Here is a 21,236-nt window from a genome sequence, read left to right on the forward strand (position 1 = left end):
ACCCTGCCGCTACGTGAGGGTCAAGCGGCGCTAGAGCGAATCTTTCAGGTTTGCGCGCAGGCGGCTGATGGCCTGGGCGTGCAGCTGGCACACGCGCGACTGGGTCACTTCCAGGATGGCACCGATCTCGCGCAGGTTCAGTTCTTCTTCGTAGTAGAGGTTCAGCAGCAGCTGGTCGCGCTCGGGCAGGGCGGCGATGGCGTCGACCAGCTCGTGGCGAAAACCGGCTTCGAGCAGTTGCGCCAGCGGGTCGTCGTCGGCGCCGGGGCGGCCGCCGCGCGCCTGGCGGTCGAGCCAGGGGTTGTCGGATTCGCCTTCCTGCGCAAAGTCTTCGACGTACAGCAGCTGGCAGCCCTGGATCTCCTGCAGCAGCGACTGGTAGTCGTCCAGGTCCATCTTCAGTTCCTTGGCGATCTCCCCTTCGGTGGCGGGCCGGCCCAGCCGGTGCTCCAGCGACTGGATCGCCTGCTCGACCTTGCGGGCCTGCTGGCGCAGGTTGCGGGAGCCCCAGTCGCTGGCGCGCAACTCGTCGAGCATGGCGCCGCGGATGCGCTGGCTCGCAAAGGTTTCGAACTGCGCGCCGCGGTTGTCCTGGTAGCGGGTGGAGGCGTCCAGCAGGCCGATCATGCCGGCCTGGATCAGGTCGTCGAGCTCGACGCTGGCGGGCAGCTTGGCCAGCATCTGGAGCGCCATGCGGCGCACCATGGGCTGGTGCTGCTTCAGCAGATGAGACTTTTCAATATTGCCCTGAGCGGTGTACACGGCCTTCCCTTTCCTCATGTGCTTGTTGCGGCGCCAGTGCCTCGGGCCGCCAGGGCGCCGGCTCCGCGTCACGCGCGCGAACCGACGGGCGCCACGGCCATTGCGCAACGTCGGCGCCGATGACGCGGAAGTCCACCGCCGCCGGGCTGGTCGGGAACGCCTCCACGACGGTCCGGCGCAGGCGCCTTGCATCGCTCAGGTGCGGATCGGCGCGCACCCAGCCCGCGGCATGCATCGAAATCGCCAGGTAGCGGCTGCCCGTGTCGATCAGGTTGGCCATGAGCCGCCGGGCCGCGTCGGGTTCGGCAACGCCGTTGACCAGCAGCCGCAACTGGTGCAGCGCGTGCGCGTAGTGCAGCCGCTTGATGCCCGAGTAGGTGGCGGTGATGGACGCGGGGTTGGGCTGGAGCACCACCACCAGGTCGTCCGCCAGCCGCGCCAGCGGCGACAGGTGGCCGGCGCTGTCGAGTGCCGCGTCGACCAGCACCACGTCGCCGTCCCAGAAAAGACGCGGGTCGACGTGGTCGGGCTGTGCCCCCGGCACCGCCGGCAGCACATTGACGCCGCACTCGGCGCGCGCGGCCGCGCCTTCGCAGGTGAGCCGCCTGGTGGCGACATCGGCCAGCGTTCCGAGCGGATCGACGGCCCATGCGCCGCGAACTGAATTTGCGCTGGCCTTGTGCTCGTCCAGCAGCAGCACGTCCTTGCCCATGTGGGCCAGGGCCGCGCCCAGGTTCATTGCCGCCGTGGTGGAGCCCTGTCGGCGCTCCATACCCGCGATGGCGATGAGCCGCACGGACGATTGGGCGAGCAGCCGCCGCAGTCCGTCGGCTTGATCCGGCACCAGCTTGCTCACGTGTCCAGCGCCTCCAGCAGGAAGAACAGCTTGCCCATGCCTGCATACAGAACATTGCCCGACAGCGGGCGGCCCGGCCGCACCGGGCGGCCGGTCAGCTGGCCCAGCAGCGCACGCGTGCGGCCGGCCCAGTCGCCCTCAGCCTGCAGCAACCGCCACACGGTGGTGGTGACCTGGCCCGCGATGAGCAGGCGCTTCATCATGTGCGGATCGCCCGCCTCGCCCAGCCCGCCGATGACCGAGAGGCCCTGGCGCAGCAGGCGGAAGCAGGGCTCCGCTTCGGCGGCCCAGGCCTGCCATTGCGCAAGCTGCTGAACGGAAACTTCCTGGCCGACGTTGGAGAGCGCGTAGGTCTGCGCCAACACCTTGCGGCTGCGCGGATCGGTGATGCGGGTGACCACGCAGCGCAGCCCGGGCGGGCCGCCGTCGGTGCGCAGCGTGATGTGGGCCTGGGCTTCAGCCTGCAGCGCGGGACGGCCCTTGAAGGTCACGAGGTGTTCTTCGCCGAACGAGAAGTCCAGGCCGGTGAGGGTGGCGTATTCGCCGGTGCGCGGATCGATGACCGCGGTGGAGCCGGGTGCGCGCGCGAGCCATTGCTGGCGCTGCACTTTCCACTGCAGCATGAGCTCGGCTGCGGGCAGCCGCGACAGCACGTGCACCACGGTCTTGCCGAAGTCCTGCTGGCGCAGCCATTGCACTTGCCGCACGCCGGGCCTGCGCGCCGGATCGGCGGGGTTGCGCGCCGTGCCGGTGGAAAGCCACTGGTTGGGCGCGGAAAGGGGCATGCCGGTGCGGTCGGACAGCAGCAGGCTGCCATGGCATTGGTACGCGTCGCCGCCTTCATCCGACTTGAGTCCGACCTGGCTCGACAGCGCAAGCAGGTGGGTGTCGCAACCGGTCGCGATCTCGCTCGTGGCGTGCGTCATGAGCGCCTCCAGCACCGCCTTGTGGCCGACGTTCTCGTCGGCGGCCTGGCGCCAGAGCGCACGCGATTGCTCGAAGCCGAGGGGGGCGTTTGCGAGCGCGGCCGCGGCGGCGGCCACCTCTTGCGCATCGTGCGCCATGGCGCGAATCAGCTGGCGGTAGCGCAGCCGCTGCCGTTCGGCCTCGGCCTGCGCGGCGGACGCATCGGCGTTTGCCGCGGACCCGTCCTGCATGTCGCTTTCGCCGGGAACGAAGAGCGCGCTGCGGCTGTTGGCCTGGAACACGCTGTCCACCAGCTGGGCGCGATCGGCGCGCATCAGGTTCTCAGGCACCTTCTGTCCGCTGGACACATAGTGCACCGGCAGGCGGTGGCGAATCACGGTGTCGATCAGCGCGCCGGGGTGGGTGGCTTCGTCGACCTTGGTGAAGATGCAGCCCGCCAGTTCGTTGCCGCCGCCATGCCGGTAGGCGTGCACCACTTCATTGAGCGTGTCGCCGTGGCTGGCGGCATTGAGCAGCAGCAGCCGCTTCACGGGGCGCTGGCTGTTGCAGAACATGGCGATCTGGTCGGAGACGGCGCGGTCGCGCTGGCTCATGCCGACCGTGTCGATCAGCACCATGTGCTTGTCGCGCAGGTCTTGCAGCACCAGGTGCAGGTCGGCTGCATCCTTGACGGCGTACACCGGCACATTGAGGATCTGGCCGTAGATGCGCAGCTGTTCGTAGGCGCCGATACGGTAGCTGTCGGTGGTGACCAGCGCCAGCTTCTCGGCGCCGAAGCGCATCACGCAGCGCGCGGCGAGCTTGGCCGTGGTCGTGGTCTTGCCCACGCCGGTGGGGCCCATCAGCGCATACACGCCGCCTTGCGCCAGCAGCGCGTCTTCGTCTTCATGCACCGGAAGGGTCCGGATCAGCTCGGAGCGCACGAAGGCCATGCCCTGGGCATAGCTCTGGCCGGTGGGCAGGTGCTCCAGCATGGCCTTGGAGAGCCGCGCACTGAAGCCGGCGCCGAGCAGCGTGCGCAGCAGGCGGCCGCGCATCGGGTCGCGGCGCTGCTTGTCGTTCCACACCACGCCGGCAAGCTGTTCTTCGATCATGCAGCGCATCGAGTGCAGCTCTCCGAGCACGCTCTCGACTGCGACGGGGGCAGCCGCGGGTGCGGGGGCGGGCGCCGGGGTGAGCATGAAGGCGGACGCAGGGGCGGCTGCAGGAGCTGCAACAGGAGCGGCTGCAGGAGCGGGGGCCGGCATGGGTTGCGCTGCGGCCTGCGCCGCGGGTGCGCTTGCACGCACTTCTTCCACTTCGTCCGGCGCCATGGCGACGATTTCCACGCCTTCGGCGACCACGCGATTGGTCAGCACCATCGCTTCGGCGCCGAGTGCTTCGCGCGCAAGGCGCAGGGCTTCCCGGCTGGTGGGGGCGACGAACTTGCGTGCGCTGGTCCGCACGTCTGTCTGGGTGTTCAAACTCTTCCTCCGATGGTGGCGGTGATCTTGATGTTGCGGGTGTCAGGTATCTCGGCGTGCGAGAGAACCTTGAGCTGGCGGAAGCTGCGGCGCAGGAAGCGCGAGAGCAGGACCCGCAGCGAATGCTGGACGACCAGCACCGGCGCAAGGCCCATCTGCTCCTGGCGCGCAATCGCGGCGCGGGTCTGCTGCATCAGGCTGTTGGCAAGGCCCGGCTCGATGCCGTTGTTGTTGGCGAGCGCCTGCTGCAGCACGCTGTCGAGCGCGCCGTCCAGGCCGATCACCTGCAGTTCGGAATCGCCAGGGAACAGCTGCTGCGTGATCGCGCGGCCAAGCGCCAGGCGCGTGAGCGAGGTGAGCTCGGCCGCGTCCTTCACGGTGGGCGCGTGCTCGGCCATCACGTCGAGAATGGTGCGCATGTCGCGGATCGACACCTCTTCGTCGAGCAGGTTCTGCAGCACCTTGTGCAGCGTGCTCAGCGAGATGACCTTGGGCACCAGGTCTTCGGTGAGCTTGGGCGCGGTCTTGCCGATCTGGTCGAGCAGCTGCTGCACTTCCTGGCGGCCCAGCAGTTCGGCGGCGTGGGTCTGGATCAGGTGGTTCAGGTGCGTGGCCATGACGGTGCAGGCATCGACCACCGTATAGCCGAGCACCTGCGCCTCCTGGCGAAGGCTGGCGTCGATCCACACCGCGGGCAGGTGGAAGGCCGGGTCCTGCGTCGGCGTGCCGGGCAGGGTGCCGGTCACCTGGCCGGGGTTGATGGCCATCCACTGGTTGGGGAAGGCTTCGCCGCGGCCGATCTCGACGCCCTTCAGGCTGATGACATAGGTATTGGGCGCAATCTCGAGGTTGTCGCGGATGTGCACCACCGGCGCCAGGAAGCCGATTTCTTGCGCGGTCTTCTTGCGGATGCTCTTGATGCGGCCCAGCAGTTCGCCGTTCTGCGTCTGGTCGACCAGCGGAATCAGCCGGTAGCCGACTTCCATGCCCAGCGGATCGACCAGCGCCACGTCGTCCCACGTGGCCTCGGGCGCTTCCACCGCGGGTGCGGCGGCTGCCTGCGCTGCGGCGGCCTGCTCGGCGGCGGCCTGCGGTGCGCGCTTGAGGATGCGCCGACCCAGCCACACCAGGCCACCCGCAATCAGCAGGAACGCCAGGTTCGGCATGCCGGGGATCATGCCCATCAGGCCGATGAGGCCGGCCGTCAGAAAGAGCACCTGCGGGTTGGAGAACAGTTGGCCGGTCAGCTGGCGGCCCACGTCTTCGTCGGTGGTCACGCGCGACACGATGACGCCGGCGGCGGTGGAGATCACCAGCGCAGGAATCTGCGCCACCAGGCCGTCGCCGATGGCCAGCAGCGTGTAGGTCTTGCCGGCGGTGCTGAAGTCCAGCCCGTGCTGCACCATGCCGACCACCAGGCCGCCGATGATGTTGATCACCATGATCAGGAGGCCGGCCACCGCGTCGCCGCGCACGAACTTGCTGGCACCGTCCATCGAGCCGTAGAAGTCGGCTTCCTGCGCGACTTCCTGGCGGCGCTTGCGTGCCACGTCTTCACCGATGAGACCGGCGTTCAGGTCGGCGTCGATCGCCATCTGCTTGCCGGGCATCGCGTCGAGCATGAAGCGCGCACCCACCTCGGCGATGCGCCCCGCGCCCTTGGTGATCACCATGAAGTTGATCAGCACAAGGATGATGAACACCATCACGCCGACCGCGAAGTTGCCGCCCACGAGAAAGTGGCCGAAGGCCTCGATCACCTTGCCCGCGGCATCCGGACCTGTGTGGCCGTGCATCAGCACCACGCGCGTGGAAGCCACGTTGAGCGAAAGGCGCAGCAGCGTGGAGAACAGCAGCACGGCGGGAAAGGCCGCGAAGTCCAGCGCCTTCATGGTGTACATGCTCACCAGCAACACCATCACCGACATCGCGATGTTGAAGGTGAACAGCAGGTCGAGCAGGAAGGCCGGCAGCGGCAGCACCATCATGCTCAGGATGAGCACGATCAGCACCGGGCCGGCAAGGCCCTTCCACTGGGCTCCGGAGAACAGTTGCGCCTGCAGGCGGGTCAGCGTGGCGTTCATGCGGCGTCCAACGAGTATTCGAGCGATTCGGGAATGGGCAGGTCGACGGGCGTGCGCGGCGCTTCGCCGCCTTCGCTCTTCCAGCGCTTGAGCTGGTAGACCCAGGCCAGCACTTCGGCCACCGCGGTGTACAGGCCGGCCGGGATTTCGTCGCCCAGGCGGGTGTGCTTGAACAGCGCACGCGTGAGCGGCGGGGCTTCGAGAATGGCGACGTTGTTCTCGCGTGCAAGCTCGCGGATGCGCGCTGCGACGAGGTCGCTTCCCTTGGCCACCACGCGCGGTGCGCGCATGTCGTGGTCCACATACTTGAGGGCCACCGCAAAGTGCGTGGGGTTGGTCACCACGATGTCGGCCTTGGGCACCTCGGCCATCATCCGGCGGCGCGCCATCTGCTGTTGCTGGCGGCGGATCTGCGCCTTGATGTGCGGGTCGCCTTCGCTTTCCTTGTGCTCCTGGCGCAGGTCTTCGCGCGACATGCGCAGCTTGCGGTGGTAGCTCCACAGCTGGTAGGGCACGTCGATGAGGGCCACCAGCAGCAGCGCCGAGGCAATCAGGGCGCAGTTGCGCGCCACCAGGGCGATCATCTGCGGCAGCGCGGCGCGCTCCGACTGCGCCATGAGCGCATTGACCTCGTCGATGTTGCCCATGATCACCAGCCAGGCCACCCAGCCGATCAGCAGCGACTTGGCGAGCGCCTTGATCAGCTCCGACAGCGCCTGCGTCGAGAACATGCGGCCGACGCCGGCAATCGGGTCGAGCTTGTTGAACTTGGGGCCGATGGCCTTGGCCGAGAACAGCCAGCCGCCGAGCATCATGGGGGCGACCACCGCGGCCACCACCATCATGCCGAACAGCGGCGCCAGCGCGATCAGCGCCTCGTACGCCATGAGCCCGGCGCGGGCCGTCATGTAGGTGGGGTCGAACGCCGAGGCCCGGTCGAAGTGCATGCCCTGCGCCAGGGCGCCGCGCAAGGTGCCGCCGAGCGAGCCCGCCGTGAGCCACAGGCCGGCGACCGCCGTACCCAGCATTACGAAGGTGACCAGCTCCCGCGACCGGGCAACGTCCCCTTCCTCGCGGGCCTTTTCAAGGCGCTGCGGTGAGGCGGGTTCCGTTTTTTCGAGGTCGCTTTCTTCAGCCATTCATGCTCCGGGCGAGCCTTGGCGAGAGATCGCCTGCTCATGGCTGTAGATTGTTCGTTTTCAGGGCTCCGGACAATTGATCGATCAGGGCGGGCATTTGCCCCCTGCTTGGGTGATCGGGATGTAACAGGCGGCTAGGCCGCGGCCGGCGCGGTGCCGTCCGAAGCGGCAACCGGCGGCGCCACGGCCGCGTAGGGCACCAGCTCGATCCGTTCCGCGCGCAGGCGCTCCAGGATGGTGAACAGCAGGTCGCTGCGCACGCTGCCCGCCAGGCGCGGGCTGGGCACATAGGCAATGGCCTGGAAGATGAGCAGGCCGCCCTCGATGCCTTCGAGCGTGAGCGAAGGCGCGGGCGTTTCCAGCACACCCTCGTGCGCGCGGCAGGCCTCCAGGATGAGGTCGCGCACGCGCTGGGCGTCGGTGGTCAGCGGCAGCGGCAGGCGAATGAGCACCCGGCCTTCCGCATTGGCCAGCGTCATGTTGCGGACGGTCTTGGTGATGAACTCGGAGTTGGGCACGATGACCGTCGAGCGGTCTCCGAGCTGGATTTCCGTGGCGCGCACGTTGATGCGCCGCACATCGCCCTCGGTGGTGCCCAGCACCACCCAGTCGCCCACCTTCACCGGCTGCTCGGCCAGGAGAATGAGGCCCGAGATGAAGTTCTGCACGATGGCCTGCAGGCCGAAGCCGATGCCCACCGACAGCGCGCTGGCCACCCACGCGATGCGCTCGATGCCGATGCCCAGCGCCGAGAGCGAGAACGCCACCACCAGGATGCCGCCCACGTAGCCCAGCAGCGTGGTGATCGAACTCTGCATGCCCGGCTCGAACTGCGTGCTCGGCAGGTAGCTGCGCGCCAGCCAGCGCTTGAACACCCGCAGCACGATGAAGCCCACCAGCGCCACGGCAATGGCGCTGAAGATGGCGCCGGGCACCAGCTGGAACTCGCCCACCTTCACGCCGGTGCCGAACTTGCCGCTGCGCTGGAACACTTCGCCGGGCCCGGTGCCCAGGGGCGCCGCCAGCGCGATCAGCATGTAGAAGAACAGCGCCACGCGGCTCAGGCCGGAGAGCACCGTGGCCGCCTGGTCGAGCGTTTGCGGCGCAAGGCCAAAGCTCTTTTGCAGGCGCTGCCCGAAGGTGCTGCGCGACGACACACCGGCCATGAAAACGTCGTCGGCAAACTTGAACAGCACATAGAAAGCAGCCGCGACGATGCCGCTCCAGGTGAGCTGCGAAGCCAGGAAGCTCGCAAGCGCCACATACCCCACCGCGACCAGCACCCAGATCGTGACGATGAGCACGCCGATGCATGCCACCAGCAGGCCCACCCACATCGGCCGCTCGGGCAGGCCGGCCTCGGGCGCGTCGGCGCGCAGCGCCTTCAGGCGATACATCACCGCGCCGACCAGCGCCGTGAGTACCAGCGCCGTGAGCACATGGGTGGCGACCACGGCGGCGAAGCTGGCGTTCACCAACTGGTTGATTTCAGCCGGCGTCCAGGCCAGCGCGGCCACCAGCGCGACCAGCCACGGCAGTGCGGCCAGGCGTGTTGCCATCGCATCGGGAATGGGCGGCAGGCGCCAGGTCGGGCGCCTGGTGGCCAGCAGCGCGCGGCCCAGCCCGATGACGAAAGCCATGAACACCAGCGCCTGCGCCATCGAACGCATGGCCTTGCGTGCCTGCGGCTCCCAGGTGGCGTATTCCTCGAGCACCCACACGAAGCCGTGCGCCGCAATGGCAACCAGCAGCACATGGCTTGCCACGATGGCGATGACCAGCAGCGAACGCCGAAGCCGGCCCGCCGGCAGCAGCCGCGCGGCAATGCGCGTCAGCAGGTGCTCGGCCACCCAGTTGCCCAGTATCGCGAGCAGCACCGCCAGCAGCAGCGCCCCGAGAACCGCGGTTCGGGCTCCATCCTGCTGCATGGCCAGCGCAAGTCCGTCTTGCAGGCCGGACGCCAGCGCGCTCAGGCGTTCGAGATCGCTGGGCCATGCCTCGCGCAGGTCGCGCCAGAACTCGCCGCCGAGCGGAGAAGGGGCACGCTCGGTGATCTGCGCCTCGAAAAGCGCCCGGCGCTGGGTGAGCAGCTCGGTACTGCGCTGCCGCACGTCGATGGCCAGGAGGCGCGCGAGCCTGATGTCCGCATCCAGCGCATTGCGCTCCTTGGTGAGGCGGGCGCGCTGGCGCGTGATGTCGGGGTCTTCCGTCGTGCCCGCGGCCGGCGGGTTGCCGAGCTCGCCGAGCCGGGCGTTCAGGTCGGCCAGTTCGCCGGTGCGTGCGGCAACGAACTTGTCGGCCTGGGTGCCGATCTCGTTGATCTGCGCGACGAGCTTGCGAACGTCGGCGTCGGGTTCGGAACTGGCCGAAGCGGTGATCTTGGAGAGCTGCTCGCGCAGTTCGGCCACGGTGGGTTCGGGCGCGAGCGCCGCGGCTGCGGCGGCGCTGCTGTTGGCGCCGGTGCCGGCGTCCGGCTGCGCCACCGCGGCGCCGCAACACAGCAGGGCCGCCAGCCAAAAGGCCATCAGGCGTGGGATGAAACTCATGGCTGCCATCATAGAAGGCGCCATTTGCGGCCCGCGGAACGGCTCGTGACAGCGTGTGTCGAGCCGCCGCGGCCGGTGGCCGGGGCGGTCAGGCGGCGGGGCTGAACAGGTCGACCCGGTCGGTGATGATGCCGTCGGTGCCCAGGGCGATCAGCCGCTGCGCGGCCTGTTCGTCATTCACCGTGTAGCTCAGCGCGCGCATGCCGGCGCCGTGCACCTGGGCCACCGTGTCGGCGTCCCAGAGCTTGTGGTTGCAGACGATGGCGGCGCACTCCAGGCCGATGGCGGCCTCCAGCCAGCCGCTCCAGAGCTTGTCGAGCAGCAGCCCGCGCGGCAAGCCGGGCTCGACCGCCTGGGCGCCCTTGAGCGACTCGACCTGGAAGGAGGTGAGCAGCGGCGGAATGGCCGCGCCGTGCCAAAGCCTGGCCGCTTGCCGCGCCACCGCCTCGCCGGTCTTGCGCTCGGTACCGGGCGTGGGCTTGATTTCGATGTTGAGCAGATGGTTGCTGGCCAGGCAGAAGCGGGCCAGGTTCTCGAGCGTGGCGAGCGGCTCGCCCGCAAAGGCGCGCGAGTGCCAGCCGCCCGCGTCGAGCTGCGAGAGCGCGCTCCACGGCTGCTCTCCGCCGATGCCGTGGCCGTTGGTGGTGCGGTCGAGCTCGGCGTCGTGCATGAGAAAGGCCACACCGTCGGCGCTGAGCTTGGCGTCGCACTCGAACATGCGGTAGCCGTGCGAGGCGCCGAGCCTGAACGCGGCCAGCGTGTTCTCGGGCGCTAGCTTGCCGGCGCCGCGGTGCGCTACCCAGCGCGGGTAGGGCCAGGGTTTCAGTTCCGGCATCTTGCTTCAGTCCGCGCGCTTGCCGGAGCCGGCGTCGAACCAGTGCAGCTTGTCTTCGCGCGCCGCAATCTTTACCGTGTCGCCCGCGACCGGCGGATGATCGCCTTCGTCGGTGCGCATGATGATCTGCTCGTCGCCGATGCGGCCATACACCAGCCGTTCGGCGCCCAGCAGCTCGACCGACTCGACCTGCACGGACCAGCCGCTTTCGTCGAGCTTCATGTGCTCGGGGCGAATGCCGAGAATCTGGCCCGCCCGCACGCCGGGCGCATGCTGCAGCAGGTTCATCGGCGGCGAACCGATGAAGCTGGCCACGAAGGTGGTAGCCGGCCGGTTGTAGACCTCTTCGGGCGTTGCGAACTGGTCCATCACGCCGCCGTTCATCACGATGATTCGCTGCGCGAGCGTCATGGCCTCGACCTGGTCGTGCGTGACGAAGAGCGAGGTAATGCCCAGCTCGCGGTGCAGCTTCTGGATTTCGAGGCGGGTCTGTGCGCGCAGCTTGGCGTCCAGGTTGGACAGCGGTTCGTCGAACAGGAAGACCTGCGGCTGCCGCACGATGGCGCGGCCCATGGCCACGCGCTGGCGCTGGCCCCCCGAAAGCTCGCGCGGCTTGCGCTCGAGCAGGTGGCCCAGCTCGAGGATCTTGGCCGCCTTGTCGACGCGGGTCTTGATTTCGGCTTCGGGCAGCTTGGCGATCTTCAGGCCGTAGGCCATGTTCTTGAACACGCTCATGTGCGGATAGAGCGCATAGTTCTGGAACACCATGGCGATGTCGCGCTCGGAAGGTTCGAGCTGGTTCACCACGCGGCCGCCAATGGCGATGTCGCCGGCCGAGATGTCTTCGAGGCCGGCCACCATGCGTAGCAGCGTGGACTTGCCGCAGCCCGAAGGCCCGACGATGACGACGAATTCGCCCTTGTTCACCTCGGCCGAGACGCCGTGGATGACCTGGTTGGCCTTGGCACCCTTGCCGTAGCGCTTGATGACGTTGCGAAAGGAAATGGCTGACATGTTGTTCTGTTGTGAATATCAGGTTGTGGCTAGCGCGCCGAGGCTCATTTTTCAGTGTCGACCAGGCCCTTGACGAACCAGCGCTGCATGAGGACCACAACGATGGCCGGCGGAATCATCGCCAGCATGGCGGTGGCCATTACAAGGTTCCAGTCGACCGCGGCGTCGCCCGAGGCGATCATGCGCTTGATGCCGATGACCACCGGGTACATGTCTTCGCTGGTGGTGGCCAGAAGCGGCCACAGGTACTGGTTCCAGCCGTAGATGAACTGGATCACGAAGAGCGCGGCGATCGACGTCTGCGATAGCGGCACCAGGATGTCCTTGAAGAAGCGCATCGGCCCCGCGCCGTCTATTCGCGCGGCCTCTACCAGCTCGTCGGGCACCGAGAGAAAGAACTGCCGGAACAGGAAGGTTGCCGTGGCCGACGCGATCAGCGGGACGGTCAGGCCCGCGTAGGTGTTGAGCATGTTCAGGTCCGCCAGCACCTTGTAGGTGGGCAGGATGCGCACCTCCACCGGCAGCATGAGCGTCACGAAGATCATCCAGAAGACGATCTTCTTGAACGGAAAGCGGAAATACACGATGGCAAAGGCCGAGAGCAGCGAGATCGCGATCTTGCCGATGCTGATGACCAGCGCCGTGACCAGGCTGATCCACATCATGCGGCCCACCACCACGCGCGCGCCCTGCGTCTCGGTGCCAAGGAGCGCCGCGGTGTAGTTCTCGACCATGTGCGCACCGGGCACAAGCGGCATCGGCACGCGCAGGATCTCGTCGCGTGTGTGGGTCGAGGCGACGAAGGCCAGGTAGATGGGAAAGGCCACGATGGCAATGCCCAGGATCAGCACCACGTGCGAAAGGACGGTGAGGCCGGGCCGGCGTTCAATCATGGCGGATGCTCCGGAGGAAAAAAGCAAAAGGGAAAGGGTGCGCCATCAGTACTGGACCTTCTTTTCGACGTAGCGGAACTGGACCACCGTGAGGACGACGACAATCACCATCAGCACCACGGATTGAGCGGCCGAGCCGCCCAGGTCGAGCGCCCGGAATCCGTCGTGCCACACCTTGTAGACCAGGATGGCGGTGTCGCGCCCCGGGCCGCCTTCGGTGGTGGCATGCACGATCGCGAAGGTGTCGAAAAAGGCGTACACCACGTTGATCACCAGCAGGAAGAAGGTGGTGGGCGACAGCAGCGGAAACTGGATGGTCAGGAAGCGGCGCAGCGGACCGGCGCCGTCGATGGCCGCGGCCTCGATCAGCGCCTTGGGAATGGACTGCAGCCCGGCCAGGAAGAACAGGAAGTTGTAGGAAATCTGCTTCCAGATGGCGGCCACGACGATCAGCGACAGCGCCTGGTTGGAATTGAGCAGGTGGTTCCAGTCCATGCCCATCTTGCGCAGGCCATAGCTCACCACGCCGATGCTGGGCGAGAACATGAACACCCACAGCACGCCCGCGATGGCAGGCGCCACCGCGTACGGAATGATCAGGAAGGTCTTGTAGAACAGCGAACCGCGCAGGATGCGGTCGGCAAAGATTGCCAGCAGCAGCGAGATCGCGATGCCGATGCCGGCCACCAGCACCGAGAACAGCGCGGTGACCTTGAACGACTCGATGTAGGCCGGGTCGTCGAACAGGTGCTTGAAGTTCTCCAGGCCCACGAAGACGGTGGAGGTGCCGAAGGCGTCCTCGGTCTGCATCGACTGCCAGATCGCCTGGCTGGCGGGCCAGAAAAAGAACACCAGGATCACCGCCATTTGCGGCGCGATCAGCAGCCATGGCAGCCATGCCGATCGGAATAGAACGCGTTTTTCCATAGCCCCTCGAATCCCTCAAAAAACGAAACGCCCGCCCACGGCTTTTGCAGTGGCGGGCGGGCGAGTCTACTTCGGCGCCGAGCCGAACGGGGCGTCAGCCTTTGTTGGCTTTTTCGAAGCGTTCGAGCTGCTCGTTACCGCGCTTGACGGCGGCATCGAGTGCTTCCTTGGCGGTGCGCTTGCCGTTCCAGATCTGCTCGGTTTCCTCGTCGATGATGGTCCGGATCTGCACGAAGCTGCCCAGGCGCACGCCGCGCGACTTGTCGGTGGTCTTGCGGATCATCTGCGTCACGGCCACGTCGGTGCCGGGGTTGTCCTTGTAGAAGCCCGAGGCATCGGTCAGCTTGTAGGCCGCGGTGGTAATGGGCAGGTAGCCCGTGCGCTTGTGACTTTCGGACTGCACCTTGGTGTCGGACAGGAAGGTGAAGAAGCTGGCCACGCCCTTGTAGTGGTCGGCCGGCTTGCCGGCCATGACCCAGAGGCTGGCGCCGCCGATGACGGTGTTCTGCGGCGCGCCCTTCACGTCGGGGTAGTAGGGCAGGGTGGAGATGCCGTACTTGAACTTGGCGTCCTTGGCCACGCGTGCGTACAGGCCCGAGGAGCCGGTCATCATGGCGCATTCGCCCGAGGGGAAGGCGGCGTCGGCCGTGTTGTTGCGGCCCTTGTAGACGAAGGTGCCGTCCTTCGACATCTTGGCCAGGTTCTCGAAATGCTTCACCTGCAGCGGCGAGTTGAAGGCCAGGCGCGCCGAAGTGCCGCCGAAGCCGTTGTTCTGCGTCGCATAGAGCGTGTTGTGCCAGGCCGAGAAGCTCTCGAGCTGGGTCCAGCTCATCCAGCTGGTGGTGAACGGGCACTTGTGGCCGCTCGCCTTGAGCTTGTCGGCCGCGGCAATCACTTCGGGCCAGGTGGTGGGCGCCTTCTCGGGGTCGAGGCCGGCCGCCTTGAAGGCGTCCTTGTTGTAATAGAAGATGGTCGTCGAGCTGTTGAACGGGAAGCTCAGCATCTGGCCGTTGGGGGCGGTGTAGTAGCCCGACACGGCCGGCACGTACACGCTCGGGTCGAACTTGGCGCCGCCGGAGTTCATGACTTCGCCCACGGGCTTGATGGCGCCCTTGGAGGCCATCATGGTGGCGGTGCCGACCTCGAACACCTGCAGGATGTCCGGCGCATTGCCGGCGCGATAGGCCGCGATTGCGGCCGTCATGGATTCGTCGTACTGGCCCTTGTAGGTCGGCACGACCTTGAATTCCTTCTGGCTGGCGTTGTACTGCTTGGCGAGGTCGTTGACCCATTCGCCGAGCGGGCCGCTCATGGAATGCCACCACTGGATTTCGGTTTGGGCGTGGGCCACATTGAACAGCGTGGTGGCGGCCAGCGCCGATGCCAGCGCGAGCGTCTTGAATCGCATGAAGACTCCTGATGGGAAATGAAAGCGCGGATGCTAGGCCATATGGATGACATGACCGCGTCACATTGGCGCACGGACTGTTGTCATTTTCCAATCGGGAAAACCCCTTTGGCACAAGGCTTCCAGCAGGGCTTGGTCCCTCATGCTGCGGCGCAGCATGCTAGCATCGCCTTCCCCTTTTTTCGGCCTAGCCTGTTGCCGTGGCCGGGGCTTCCGCGAGTACGTCATGAGCAGCAAAACCTCCCTCGACAAAAGCAGGATCAAGTTCCTTTTGCTCGAAGGCATCCACCCTTCCGCCGTGGAGGTCCTGCATGCCGCGGGCTACACCAACGTGGAATCTCTGCCGGGCGCGCTCCCCGACGCGGAGCTCAAGGCAAAGATTGCCGACGTTCACTTCCTGGGCATCCGCTCGCGCACGCAACTGACGGCCGAGGTTTTTGCGGCCGCCCAGAAGCTGGTGGCGGCGGGGTGCTTCTGCATCGGCACCAACCAGGTCGACCTGGAGGCTGCGCGCGAACACGGCGTGGCGGTGTTCAATGCACCTTATTCCAACACCCGCTCGGTGGCCGAGCTGGTGCTGGCAGAAGCCATCCTGCTCTTGCGCGGCGTGCCTGAAAAAAGCGCAGTGGCGCACCGCGGCGGGTGGCTCAAATCGGCCGAAAACGCCTTCGAGATTCGCGGCAAGACGCTCGGCATCGTGGGCTACGGCTCCATTGGCGCCCAGCTGTCGGTGCTGGCCGAGGCGCTGGGCATGCAGGTGGCTTTTTTCGACGTGGTCACCAAGCTGCCGCTGGGCAATGCGCGCCAGGTGCGCGAGCTGCACCAGTTGCTGGCCCAGAGCGACATCGTGACCTTGCACGTGCCCGAGACGCAGGCCACCCAGTGGATGATCGGCGCGGCCGAAATCGCCGCCATGAAGCCGGGCTCCATCCTGATCAACGCTTCGCGCGGAACGGTGGTGGAGATCGAGCCGCTGGCCGAAGCCCTGAGGCAGAAAAAGCTGTTGGGCGCCGCCATTGACGTCTTCCCGATCGAGCCGCGCACCAACAAGGACGAGTTCCAGTCGCCCTTGCGGGGCCTCGACAACGTGATTCTGACCCCCCACATCGGCGGCTCGACCATGGAGGCGCAGGCCAACATCGGCCTCGAGGTGGCGGAAAAGCTGGTGAAGTACAGCGACAACGGCACCTCGACCTCGTCGGTCAACTTTCCGGAAGTGGCGCTGCCGGCCCACCCCGGCAAGCACCGGCTGCTGCACGTGCACCGCAACGTGCCCGGCGTGCTGTCGGAAATCAACAAGATCTTCTCCGACAACAACATCAACATCTCCTCGCAGTTCCTGCAGACCAACGAGAAGATCGGCTACGTGGTGATGGACATCGACGCGGCCTACTCCGACCTGGCGCTGGAAAAGCTGGCCAAGGTGAACGGAACCATCCGCAGTCGGGTGCTGTTCTAAGGCCCCTCCGGGCAAACCCGCGGGCGGTGGCCTAAAATCCCCACCCCCGGCTATGGGCGCGCAGCGCCCGGCCGAGGTGCCACCCCCGATGAATGCTCCGACCGCGTTGACCACGCTGTTGTCGCAGGCCGCAGAGCCTGTACGACTGCGCGAGATCCCCTATAACTACACCAGCTTTTCCGATCGAGAGATCGTGATCCGCCTGTTGGGCGAGCGCGGCTGGGAACTGCTCCAGACCCTGCGCGCCGAGCGCCGCACCGGCCGATCGGCCCGCATGCTGTACGAAGTGCTCGGCGACATCTGGGTGGTGCAGCGCAACCCCTACCTCGTCGACGACCTGCTCGACAACCCGCGCCGCCGCGGCCAGCTGGTCGATGCGCTCAGGCACCGCCTGGCCGAAGTCCAGAAACGCCGCACCCCCGACAGCGACCTGCCGCGCGACCAGCTCGTGGGCGAACTCACGGGGCTCGTCGGCCAGGCCGTTGCGGCCTTCGACACCGCTTTTCGCGACGTGGCGGCCCTGCGCCGCAAGGCCACGCGCGTGCTGGGCCGCCTGACAGCCAAGGACAACATCAAGTTCGACGGCCTCTCGCGCGTGTCGCACGTGACTGATGCGACCGACTGGCGCGTCGAATATCCGTTCGTGGTGCTGTGCCCCGACACCGAAGCCGAGATGGCGCTGCTCGTCAAGGGCTGCATCGAGCTGGGCTTGACCATCATTCCGCGCGGCGGCGGCACGGGCTACACCGGCGGCGCCATTCCGCTCACGTGGAAGAGCGTGGTCATCAACACCGAGAAGCTCGAGGCCATGACCGAGGTCGAGATGGTCTCGCTTCCCGGCCTGGAAGCACCCGTGGCCACTGTCTGGACTGAAGCGGGCGTGGTCACCCAGCGCGTGGCCGACGCGGCCGAGCGTGCCGGCTATGTGTTCGCGGTCGACCCCACCTCCGCCGAAGCCTCGTGCGTCGGCGGCAACGTGGCAATGAACGCGGGCGGCAAGAAGGCCGTGCTCTGGGGCACGGCGCTCGACAACCTGGCGTCGTGGCGCATGGTGACGCCGCAGGCCGAATGGCTCGAAGTCACGCGCATAGGCCACAACCTTGGCAAGATCCACGACGCCGAAAGCGCCGTGTTCGAGCTGCAGTACTTCGCCGCCGACGGCAAGACCAAGCTGCGCACCGAGCGCCTCGACATTCCGGGTCGCACCTTCCGCAAGGAAGGCCTCGGCAAGGACGTGACCGACAAGTTCCTCTCGGGCCTGCCCGGCATCCAGAAAGAGGGCTGCGACGGCCTCATTACCAGCTGCCGCTGGGTGGTGCACCGCATGCCGGCGCACACGCGCACCGTGTGCCTCGAATTCTTCGGCAACGCGAAAGATGCCGTGCCGAGCATCGTCGAGATCAAGGACTTCATGTTCGCGGAGCAGAAGCGCAGCGGCGTGCTGCTGGCGGGCCTCGAACACCTGGACGACCGCTACCTAAAGGCCGTGGGCTACGCCACCAAGTCGAAAAAGCACGGCGGCCTGCCGAAGATGGTGCTGTTCGGCGACATTGCGGGCGACGACGCCGATGCGGTGGCGCGCGTCACCTCCGAAGTGGTGCGCATCGCCAATTCGCGCAGCGGCGAAGGCTTCATTGCCATCAGCCCCGAGGCGCGCAAGAAATTCTGGCTCGACCGCAAGCGCACCGCCGCCATCAGCAAGCACACCAACGCCTTCAAGATCAACGAAGACGTGGTGATTCCGCTGCCGCGCATGGCCGAGTACAGCGACGGCATCGAGCGCATCAACATCGAGCTCTCGCTGCAGAACAAGCTCGCGCTCACCGACGCGCTCGAGGCCTTTCTGCTGCGCGGCAACCTGCCGCTCGGCAAGACCGACGATGCGCACGAGATTCCCGCGGCCGAGCTGCTGGAAGACCGCGTGGCGCAGGCCGTGGCACTGGTGCAGGGCGTGCGTGCGCTCTGGGCCGAATGGCTGCGCGACGTCGACAAGCTGTTCCCGCAGCTGCAGGACCACACCTTGCGAGCCAGCTGGAAGACCCAGCTGCGCCAGCCGCTGCAGGAAATCTTCTCGGGCGCCGAGTTCGCGCCGATCCTGGCCGAGTGCACGGCCATTCACAAGCAGGTGCTCAAGGGCCGCGTGTGGGTGGCGCTGCACATGCATGCGGGCGACGGCAATGTGCACACCAACATTCCCGTCAACAGCGACAACTACGACATGCTGCAGACCGCGCACGCGGCAGTGGTACGCATCATGGCGCTGGCGCGCAGCCTCGACGGCGTGATTTCGGGCGAGCACGGCATCGGCATTACCAAGCTCGAATTCCTGAGTGACGAAGAGCTCGCGCCCTTCATGGACTACAAGCAGCGCGTCGACCCCGAAGGCCGCTTCAACAAAGGCAAGCTGCTGCGCGCGCCCGCCGGCCAGAACATCGAGCTGCATGCCGACCTGACCAACGCCTACACGCCGAGCTTCGGCCTCATGGGGCATGAGTCGCTCATCATGCAGCAGAGCGATATCGGCGCCATTGCCGACAGCGTGAAGGACTGCCTGCGCTGCGGCAAGTGCAAGCCGGTGTGCGCCACCCACGTGCCGCGCGCCAACCTGCTGTACAGCCCGCGCAACAAGATCCTGGCGACCTCGCTGCTGGTGGAAGCCTTCCTGTACGAAGAGCAGACCCGCCGCGGTATCAGTATCAAGCACTGGGAAGAGTTCGAGGACGTGGCCGACCACTGCACCGTGTGCCACAAGTGCCTCACGCCGTGCCCGGTGAAGATCGACTTCGGCGACGTGTCGATGAACATGCGCAACCTGCTGCGCAAGATGGGGCAGAAGAGCTTCCGCCCCGGCAATGCGGCCGCGATGTTCTTCCTCAACGCGACCAACCCGCAGACCATCAAGGCAGTGCGCGCGGGCATGGTGGGCATCGGCTTCAAGGCGCAGCGCCTGGGCAACGACCTGCTGCGCGGGCTTGCCCGCAAGCAGACGGCCGCACCGCCGGCCACGCTGGGCCCGGCGCCGCTGAAAGAGCAGGTGATCCACTTCATCAACAAGAAGATGCCGGGCAACCTGCCGAAGAAGACGGCGCGCGCGCTGCTCGACATCGAGGATGCCGACTACGTGCCGATCATCCGCAACCCGAAGGCGACCACATCGGAAACCGAGGCGGTGTTCTATTTCCCGGGCTGCGGTTCGGAGCGCCTGTTCTCGCAGGTGGGCCTGGCCACGCAGGCGATGCTCTGGCACGCGGGCGTGCAGACCGTGCTGCCGCCAGGCTACCTGTGCTGCGGCTATCCGCAGCGCGGCAGCGGCCAGTTCGACAAGGCCGAGAAGATGATCACGGACAACCGCGTGCTCTTCCACCGCGTGGCCAACACGCTCAACTACCTGGACATCAAGACGGTGGTGGTGAGCTGCGGCACCTGCTACGACCAGCTGCAGGGCTACCAGTTCGACAAGATCTTCCCGGGCTGCCGCATCATCGACATCCACGAGTACCTGCTCGAAAAGGGCATCACGCTGGCCGATGCCGCGGGTGGTGGCTATCTCTACCACGACCCCTGCCACAGCCCCATGAAGCTGCAGGACCCGATGAAGACGGTGAAGGCGCTGGTCGGCGACAACGTGCTCAAGAACGACCGCTGCTGCGGCGAGTCCGGCACGCTGGGCGTGTCGCGGCCCGACATCTCCACGCAGATCCGCTTCCGCAAGGAAGAAGAACTGAAGAAGGGCGAGGCCGCGCTGCGTGCGAACGGCCAGGTCGGCGAAAAGGACAACGTCAAGATCCTGACCAGCTGCCCGAGCTGCCTGCAAGGCCTCTCGCGCTACGGCAACGACCTGAACAACGGGCTGCTCGAAGCCGACTACATCGTGGTCGAAATGGCCAACAAGATTCTCGGCAAGGACTGGATGCCCGAATACGTGGCCGCCGCCAACCATGGCGGCATCGAGCGAGTGCTGGTATGACCATGGCCACCACCGGCTCGGTCCCGGGCTGTCCGTTCTGCGAAGGCCCGGGTGGCCGCGTCGTGTTCGAAGGCGCGAAGCTTCGCGTCATTCATGCCGAAGAGGCCGGCTTTCCGGCCTTCTATCGGGTGATCTGGCGCGAGCATGCAGCAGAATTTTCCGATCTCAGTGCCGCCGACCGCGTGCTGTGCATGGAGGCGGTGACGGTGGTCGAGCAGTGCCTGCGCGAGCATCTGGCGCCGGTCAAGATCAACCTTGCGGCGCTCGGCAACATGGTGCCGCACCTGCATTGGCATGTGATTGCGCGGTTCGCCGACGACACGCATTTTCCGGGGTCCGTCTGGGCGCCGGCGCAGCGCGAGGCCAATGCAGCCCAGGAAGCCGCCGTGGCCGCGCGCCTGCCCGCGCTCGAGAGTGCGATGATCGCCCGACTGGGCACAAGGAGCTTCTGATGGCAGGTTTGCAAGCCGGCGCACCGACGCCGCAATCGATCACCGTGCACGGCCAGTCGCGCATGCTCGAGGTCGGGTTCTCGGACGGCGCCACGTTCCGCATTCCGTTCGAGCTGATGCGCATCTATTCGCCATCCGCCGAAGTGCAGGGCCACGGCCCGGGCCAGGAAGTGCTGCAGACCGGCAAGCGCGAAGTCGAGCTGGTCGACCTGAAGCCGGTGGGCAACTACGCCGTGCAGCCGGTCTTCAGCGACGGGCACGACACGGGCATCTTCTCGTGGAACCTGCTGTATGAACTCGGCGCCAAGCAGGCCGAGCTCTGGGCCGAATACGAACGCCGGCTTGCCGCCGCGGGCGTGGACCGCGACGCGCCGATGATCGACAAGGGCGGCTCCGCCTGCAGCAGCCACTGAGCCCCAAACGGCCTCCGCTACCGAAAAGATAGCCGCGCACGCAAGCGCGGCGCGCTCTGCAGCGCCCCGCTATTTGAAGAAAAAGCAACAA

Annotated in this window: 15 protein-coding genes; 4 read left to right on the forward strand and 11 right to left on the reverse strand. The window is 66.7% G+C overall.

Annotation, left to right across the window (positions count from 1 at the left end):
• Positions 1-30: 30 nt before the first annotated feature.
• The 11 genes from V9K97_RS02670 to ugpB form a co-directional block, all read right to left on the reverse strand.
• Positions 31-780, reverse strand: coding sequence for an RNA polymerase sigma factor FliA (locus V9K97_RS02670; RefSeq protein WP_258502083.1), 750 nt, complete (start codon positions 778-780; stop codon positions 31-33).
• On the reverse strand, positions 737-1,618 hold the full coding sequence (locus V9K97_RS02675; protein ID WP_337316052.1) for a MinD/ParA family ATP-binding protein: 882 nt from the start codon (positions 1,616-1,618) through the stop codon (positions 737-739). The genes V9K97_RS02670 and V9K97_RS02675 overlap by 44 nt, the downstream gene beginning before the upstream one ends.
• A complete protein-coding gene (gene flhF, locus V9K97_RS02680) occupies positions 1,615-4,008 on the reverse strand; it encodes a flagellar biosynthesis protein FlhF (RefSeq protein ID WP_337316053.1) in 2,394 nt (797 codons plus the stop codon). Before flhF ends, V9K97_RS02675 begins: the two co-directional genes overlap by 4 nt.
• Positions 4,005-6,092 carry a flagellar biosynthesis protein FlhA gene (flhA, locus tag V9K97_RS02685; protein ID WP_258502079.1) on the reverse strand — a complete coding sequence of 696 codons (2,088 nt, stop codon included), beginning with the start codon at positions 6,090-6,092 and terminating at the stop codon, positions 4,005-4,007. The genes flhF and flhA overlap by 4 nt, the downstream gene beginning before the upstream one ends.
• Positions 6,089-7,231, reverse strand: coding sequence for a flagellar biosynthesis protein FlhB (flhB, locus tag V9K97_RS02690; protein ID WP_337316054.1), 1,143 nt, complete (start codon positions 7,229-7,231; stop codon positions 6,089-6,091). Before flhB ends, flhA begins: the two co-directional genes overlap by 4 nt.
• A 134-nt stretch (positions 7,232-7,365) precedes the next feature.
• Positions 7,366-9,789, reverse strand: coding sequence for a DUF3772 domain-containing protein (locus tag V9K97_RS02695; protein WP_443302438.1), 2,424 nt, complete (start codon positions 9,787-9,789; stop codon positions 7,366-7,368).
• Between the two features lie 76 nt (positions 9,790-9,865).
• Entirely contained in the window at positions 9,866-10,612 is a 747-nt protein-coding gene (gene ugpQ / locus V9K97_RS02700; protein ID WP_258502075.1) for a glycerophosphodiester phosphodiesterase, read from the reverse strand.
• A 6-nt stretch (positions 10,613-10,618) separates the two neighbouring features.
• Complete coding sequence (ugpC, locus tag V9K97_RS02705; protein WP_258502074.1) at positions 10,619-11,626, reverse strand: sn-glycerol-3-phosphate ABC transporter ATP-binding protein UgpC; 1,008 nt, start codon at positions 11,624-11,626, stop codon at positions 10,619-10,621.
• A gap of 44 nt (positions 11,627-11,670) precedes the next feature.
• Entirely contained in the window at positions 11,671-12,519 is an 849-nt protein-coding gene (gene ugpE, locus V9K97_RS02710) for a sn-glycerol-3-phosphate ABC transporter permease UgpE (RefSeq protein WP_258502073.1), read from the reverse strand.
• Between the two features lie 45 nt (positions 12,520-12,564).
• Complete coding sequence (gene ugpA, locus V9K97_RS02715; protein ID WP_258502072.1) at positions 12,565-13,446, reverse strand: sn-glycerol-3-phosphate ABC transporter permease UgpA; 882 nt, start codon at positions 13,444-13,446, stop codon at positions 12,565-12,567.
• 94 nt (positions 13,447-13,540) lie between these two features.
• Positions 13,541-14,854 carry a sn-glycerol-3-phosphate ABC transporter substrate-binding protein UgpB gene (ugpB, locus tag V9K97_RS02720; protein ID WP_337316058.1) on the reverse strand — a complete coding sequence of 438 codons (1,314 nt, stop codon included), beginning with the start codon at positions 14,852-14,854 and terminating at the stop codon, positions 13,541-13,543.
• A gap of 226 nt (positions 14,855-15,080) precedes the next feature.
• Between ugpB and serA the strand changes: the two genes are divergently transcribed.
• From serA to V9K97_RS02740, 4 genes are all read left to right on the forward strand, one after another.
• Positions 15,081-16,313: a phosphoglycerate dehydrogenase gene (serA, locus tag V9K97_RS02725; RefSeq protein ID WP_337316060.1), complete on the forward strand. Its 1,233-nt coding sequence runs from the start codon at positions 15,081-15,083 to the stop codon at positions 16,311-16,313.
• 88 nt (positions 16,314-16,401) lie between these two features.
• A complete protein-coding gene (locus tag V9K97_RS02730) occupies positions 16,402-20,280 on the forward strand; it encodes an FAD/FMN-binding oxidoreductase (protein WP_337316062.1) in 3,879 nt (1,292 codons plus the stop codon).
• On the forward strand, positions 20,277-20,732 hold the full coding sequence (locus V9K97_RS02735; protein ID WP_337316064.1) for an HIT family protein: 456 nt from the start codon (positions 20,277-20,279) through the stop codon (positions 20,730-20,732). The genes V9K97_RS02730 and V9K97_RS02735 overlap by 4 nt, the downstream gene beginning before the upstream one ends.
• Positions 20,732-21,145, forward strand: coding sequence for a gamma-butyrobetaine hydroxylase-like domain-containing protein (locus V9K97_RS02740; protein ID WP_126748373.1), 414 nt, complete (start codon positions 20,732-20,734; stop codon positions 21,143-21,145). Before V9K97_RS02735 ends, V9K97_RS02740 begins: the two co-directional genes overlap by 1 nt.
• Positions 21,146-21,236: the final 91 nt, after the last annotated feature.

The organism is Variovorax sp. CCNWLW186 (assembly GCF_037203865.1).
Taxonomy (GTDB): Bacteria; Pseudomonadota; Gammaproteobacteria; order Burkholderiales; family Burkholderiaceae_C; genus Variovorax.

Excerpts from the sequence above, each read along its gene's own strand:
- ugpB (WP_337316058.1), bottom strand. The coding sequence starts at position 14,854 with ATGCGATTCAAGACGCTCGCGCTGGCATCGGCGCTGGCCGCCACCACG.
- V9K97_RS02695 (WP_443302438.1), bottom strand. The coding sequence starts at position 9,789 with ATGATGGCAGCCATGAGTTTCATCCCACGCCTGATGGCCTTTTGGCTG.
- V9K97_RS02670 (WP_258502083.1), bottom strand. The coding sequence starts at position 780 with ATGAGGAAAGGGAAGGCCGTGTACACCGCTCAGGGCAATATTGAAAAG.
- flhA (WP_258502079.1), bottom strand. The coding sequence starts at position 6,092 with ATGAACGCCACGCTGACCCGCCTGCAGGCGCAACTGTTCTCCGGAGCC.
- V9K97_RS02735 (WP_337316064.1), top strand. The coding sequence starts at position 20,277 with ATGACCATGGCCACCACCGGCTCGGTCCCGGGCTGTCCGTTCTGCGAA.
- ugpC (WP_258502074.1), bottom strand. The coding sequence starts at position 11,626 with ATGTCAGCCATTTCCTTTCGCAACGTCATCAAGCGCTACGGCAAGGGT.
- ugpA (WP_258502072.1), bottom strand. The coding sequence starts at position 13,446 with ATGGAAAAACGCGTTCTATTCCGATCGGCATGGCTGCCATGGCTGCTG.
- serA (WP_337316060.1), top strand. The coding sequence starts at position 15,081 with ATGAGCAGCAAAACCTCCCTCGACAAAAGCAGGATCAAGTTCCTTTTG.
- ugpQ (WP_258502075.1), bottom strand. The coding sequence starts at position 10,612 with ATGCCGGAACTGAAACCCTGGCCCTACCCGCGCTGGGTAGCGCACCGC.
- ugpE (WP_258502073.1), bottom strand. The coding sequence starts at position 12,519 with ATGATTGAACGCCGGCCCGGCCTCACCGTCCTTTCGCACGTGGTGCTG.
- V9K97_RS02740 (WP_126748373.1), top strand. The coding sequence starts at position 20,732 with ATGGCAGGTTTGCAAGCCGGCGCACCGACGCCGCAATCGATCACCGTG.
- flhB (WP_337316054.1), bottom strand. The coding sequence starts at position 7,231 with ATGGCTGAAGAAAGCGACCTCGAAAAAACGGAACCCGCCTCACCGCAG.
- V9K97_RS02730 (WP_337316062.1), top strand. The coding sequence starts at position 16,402 with ATGAATGCTCCGACCGCGTTGACCACGCTGTTGTCGCAGGCCGCAGAG.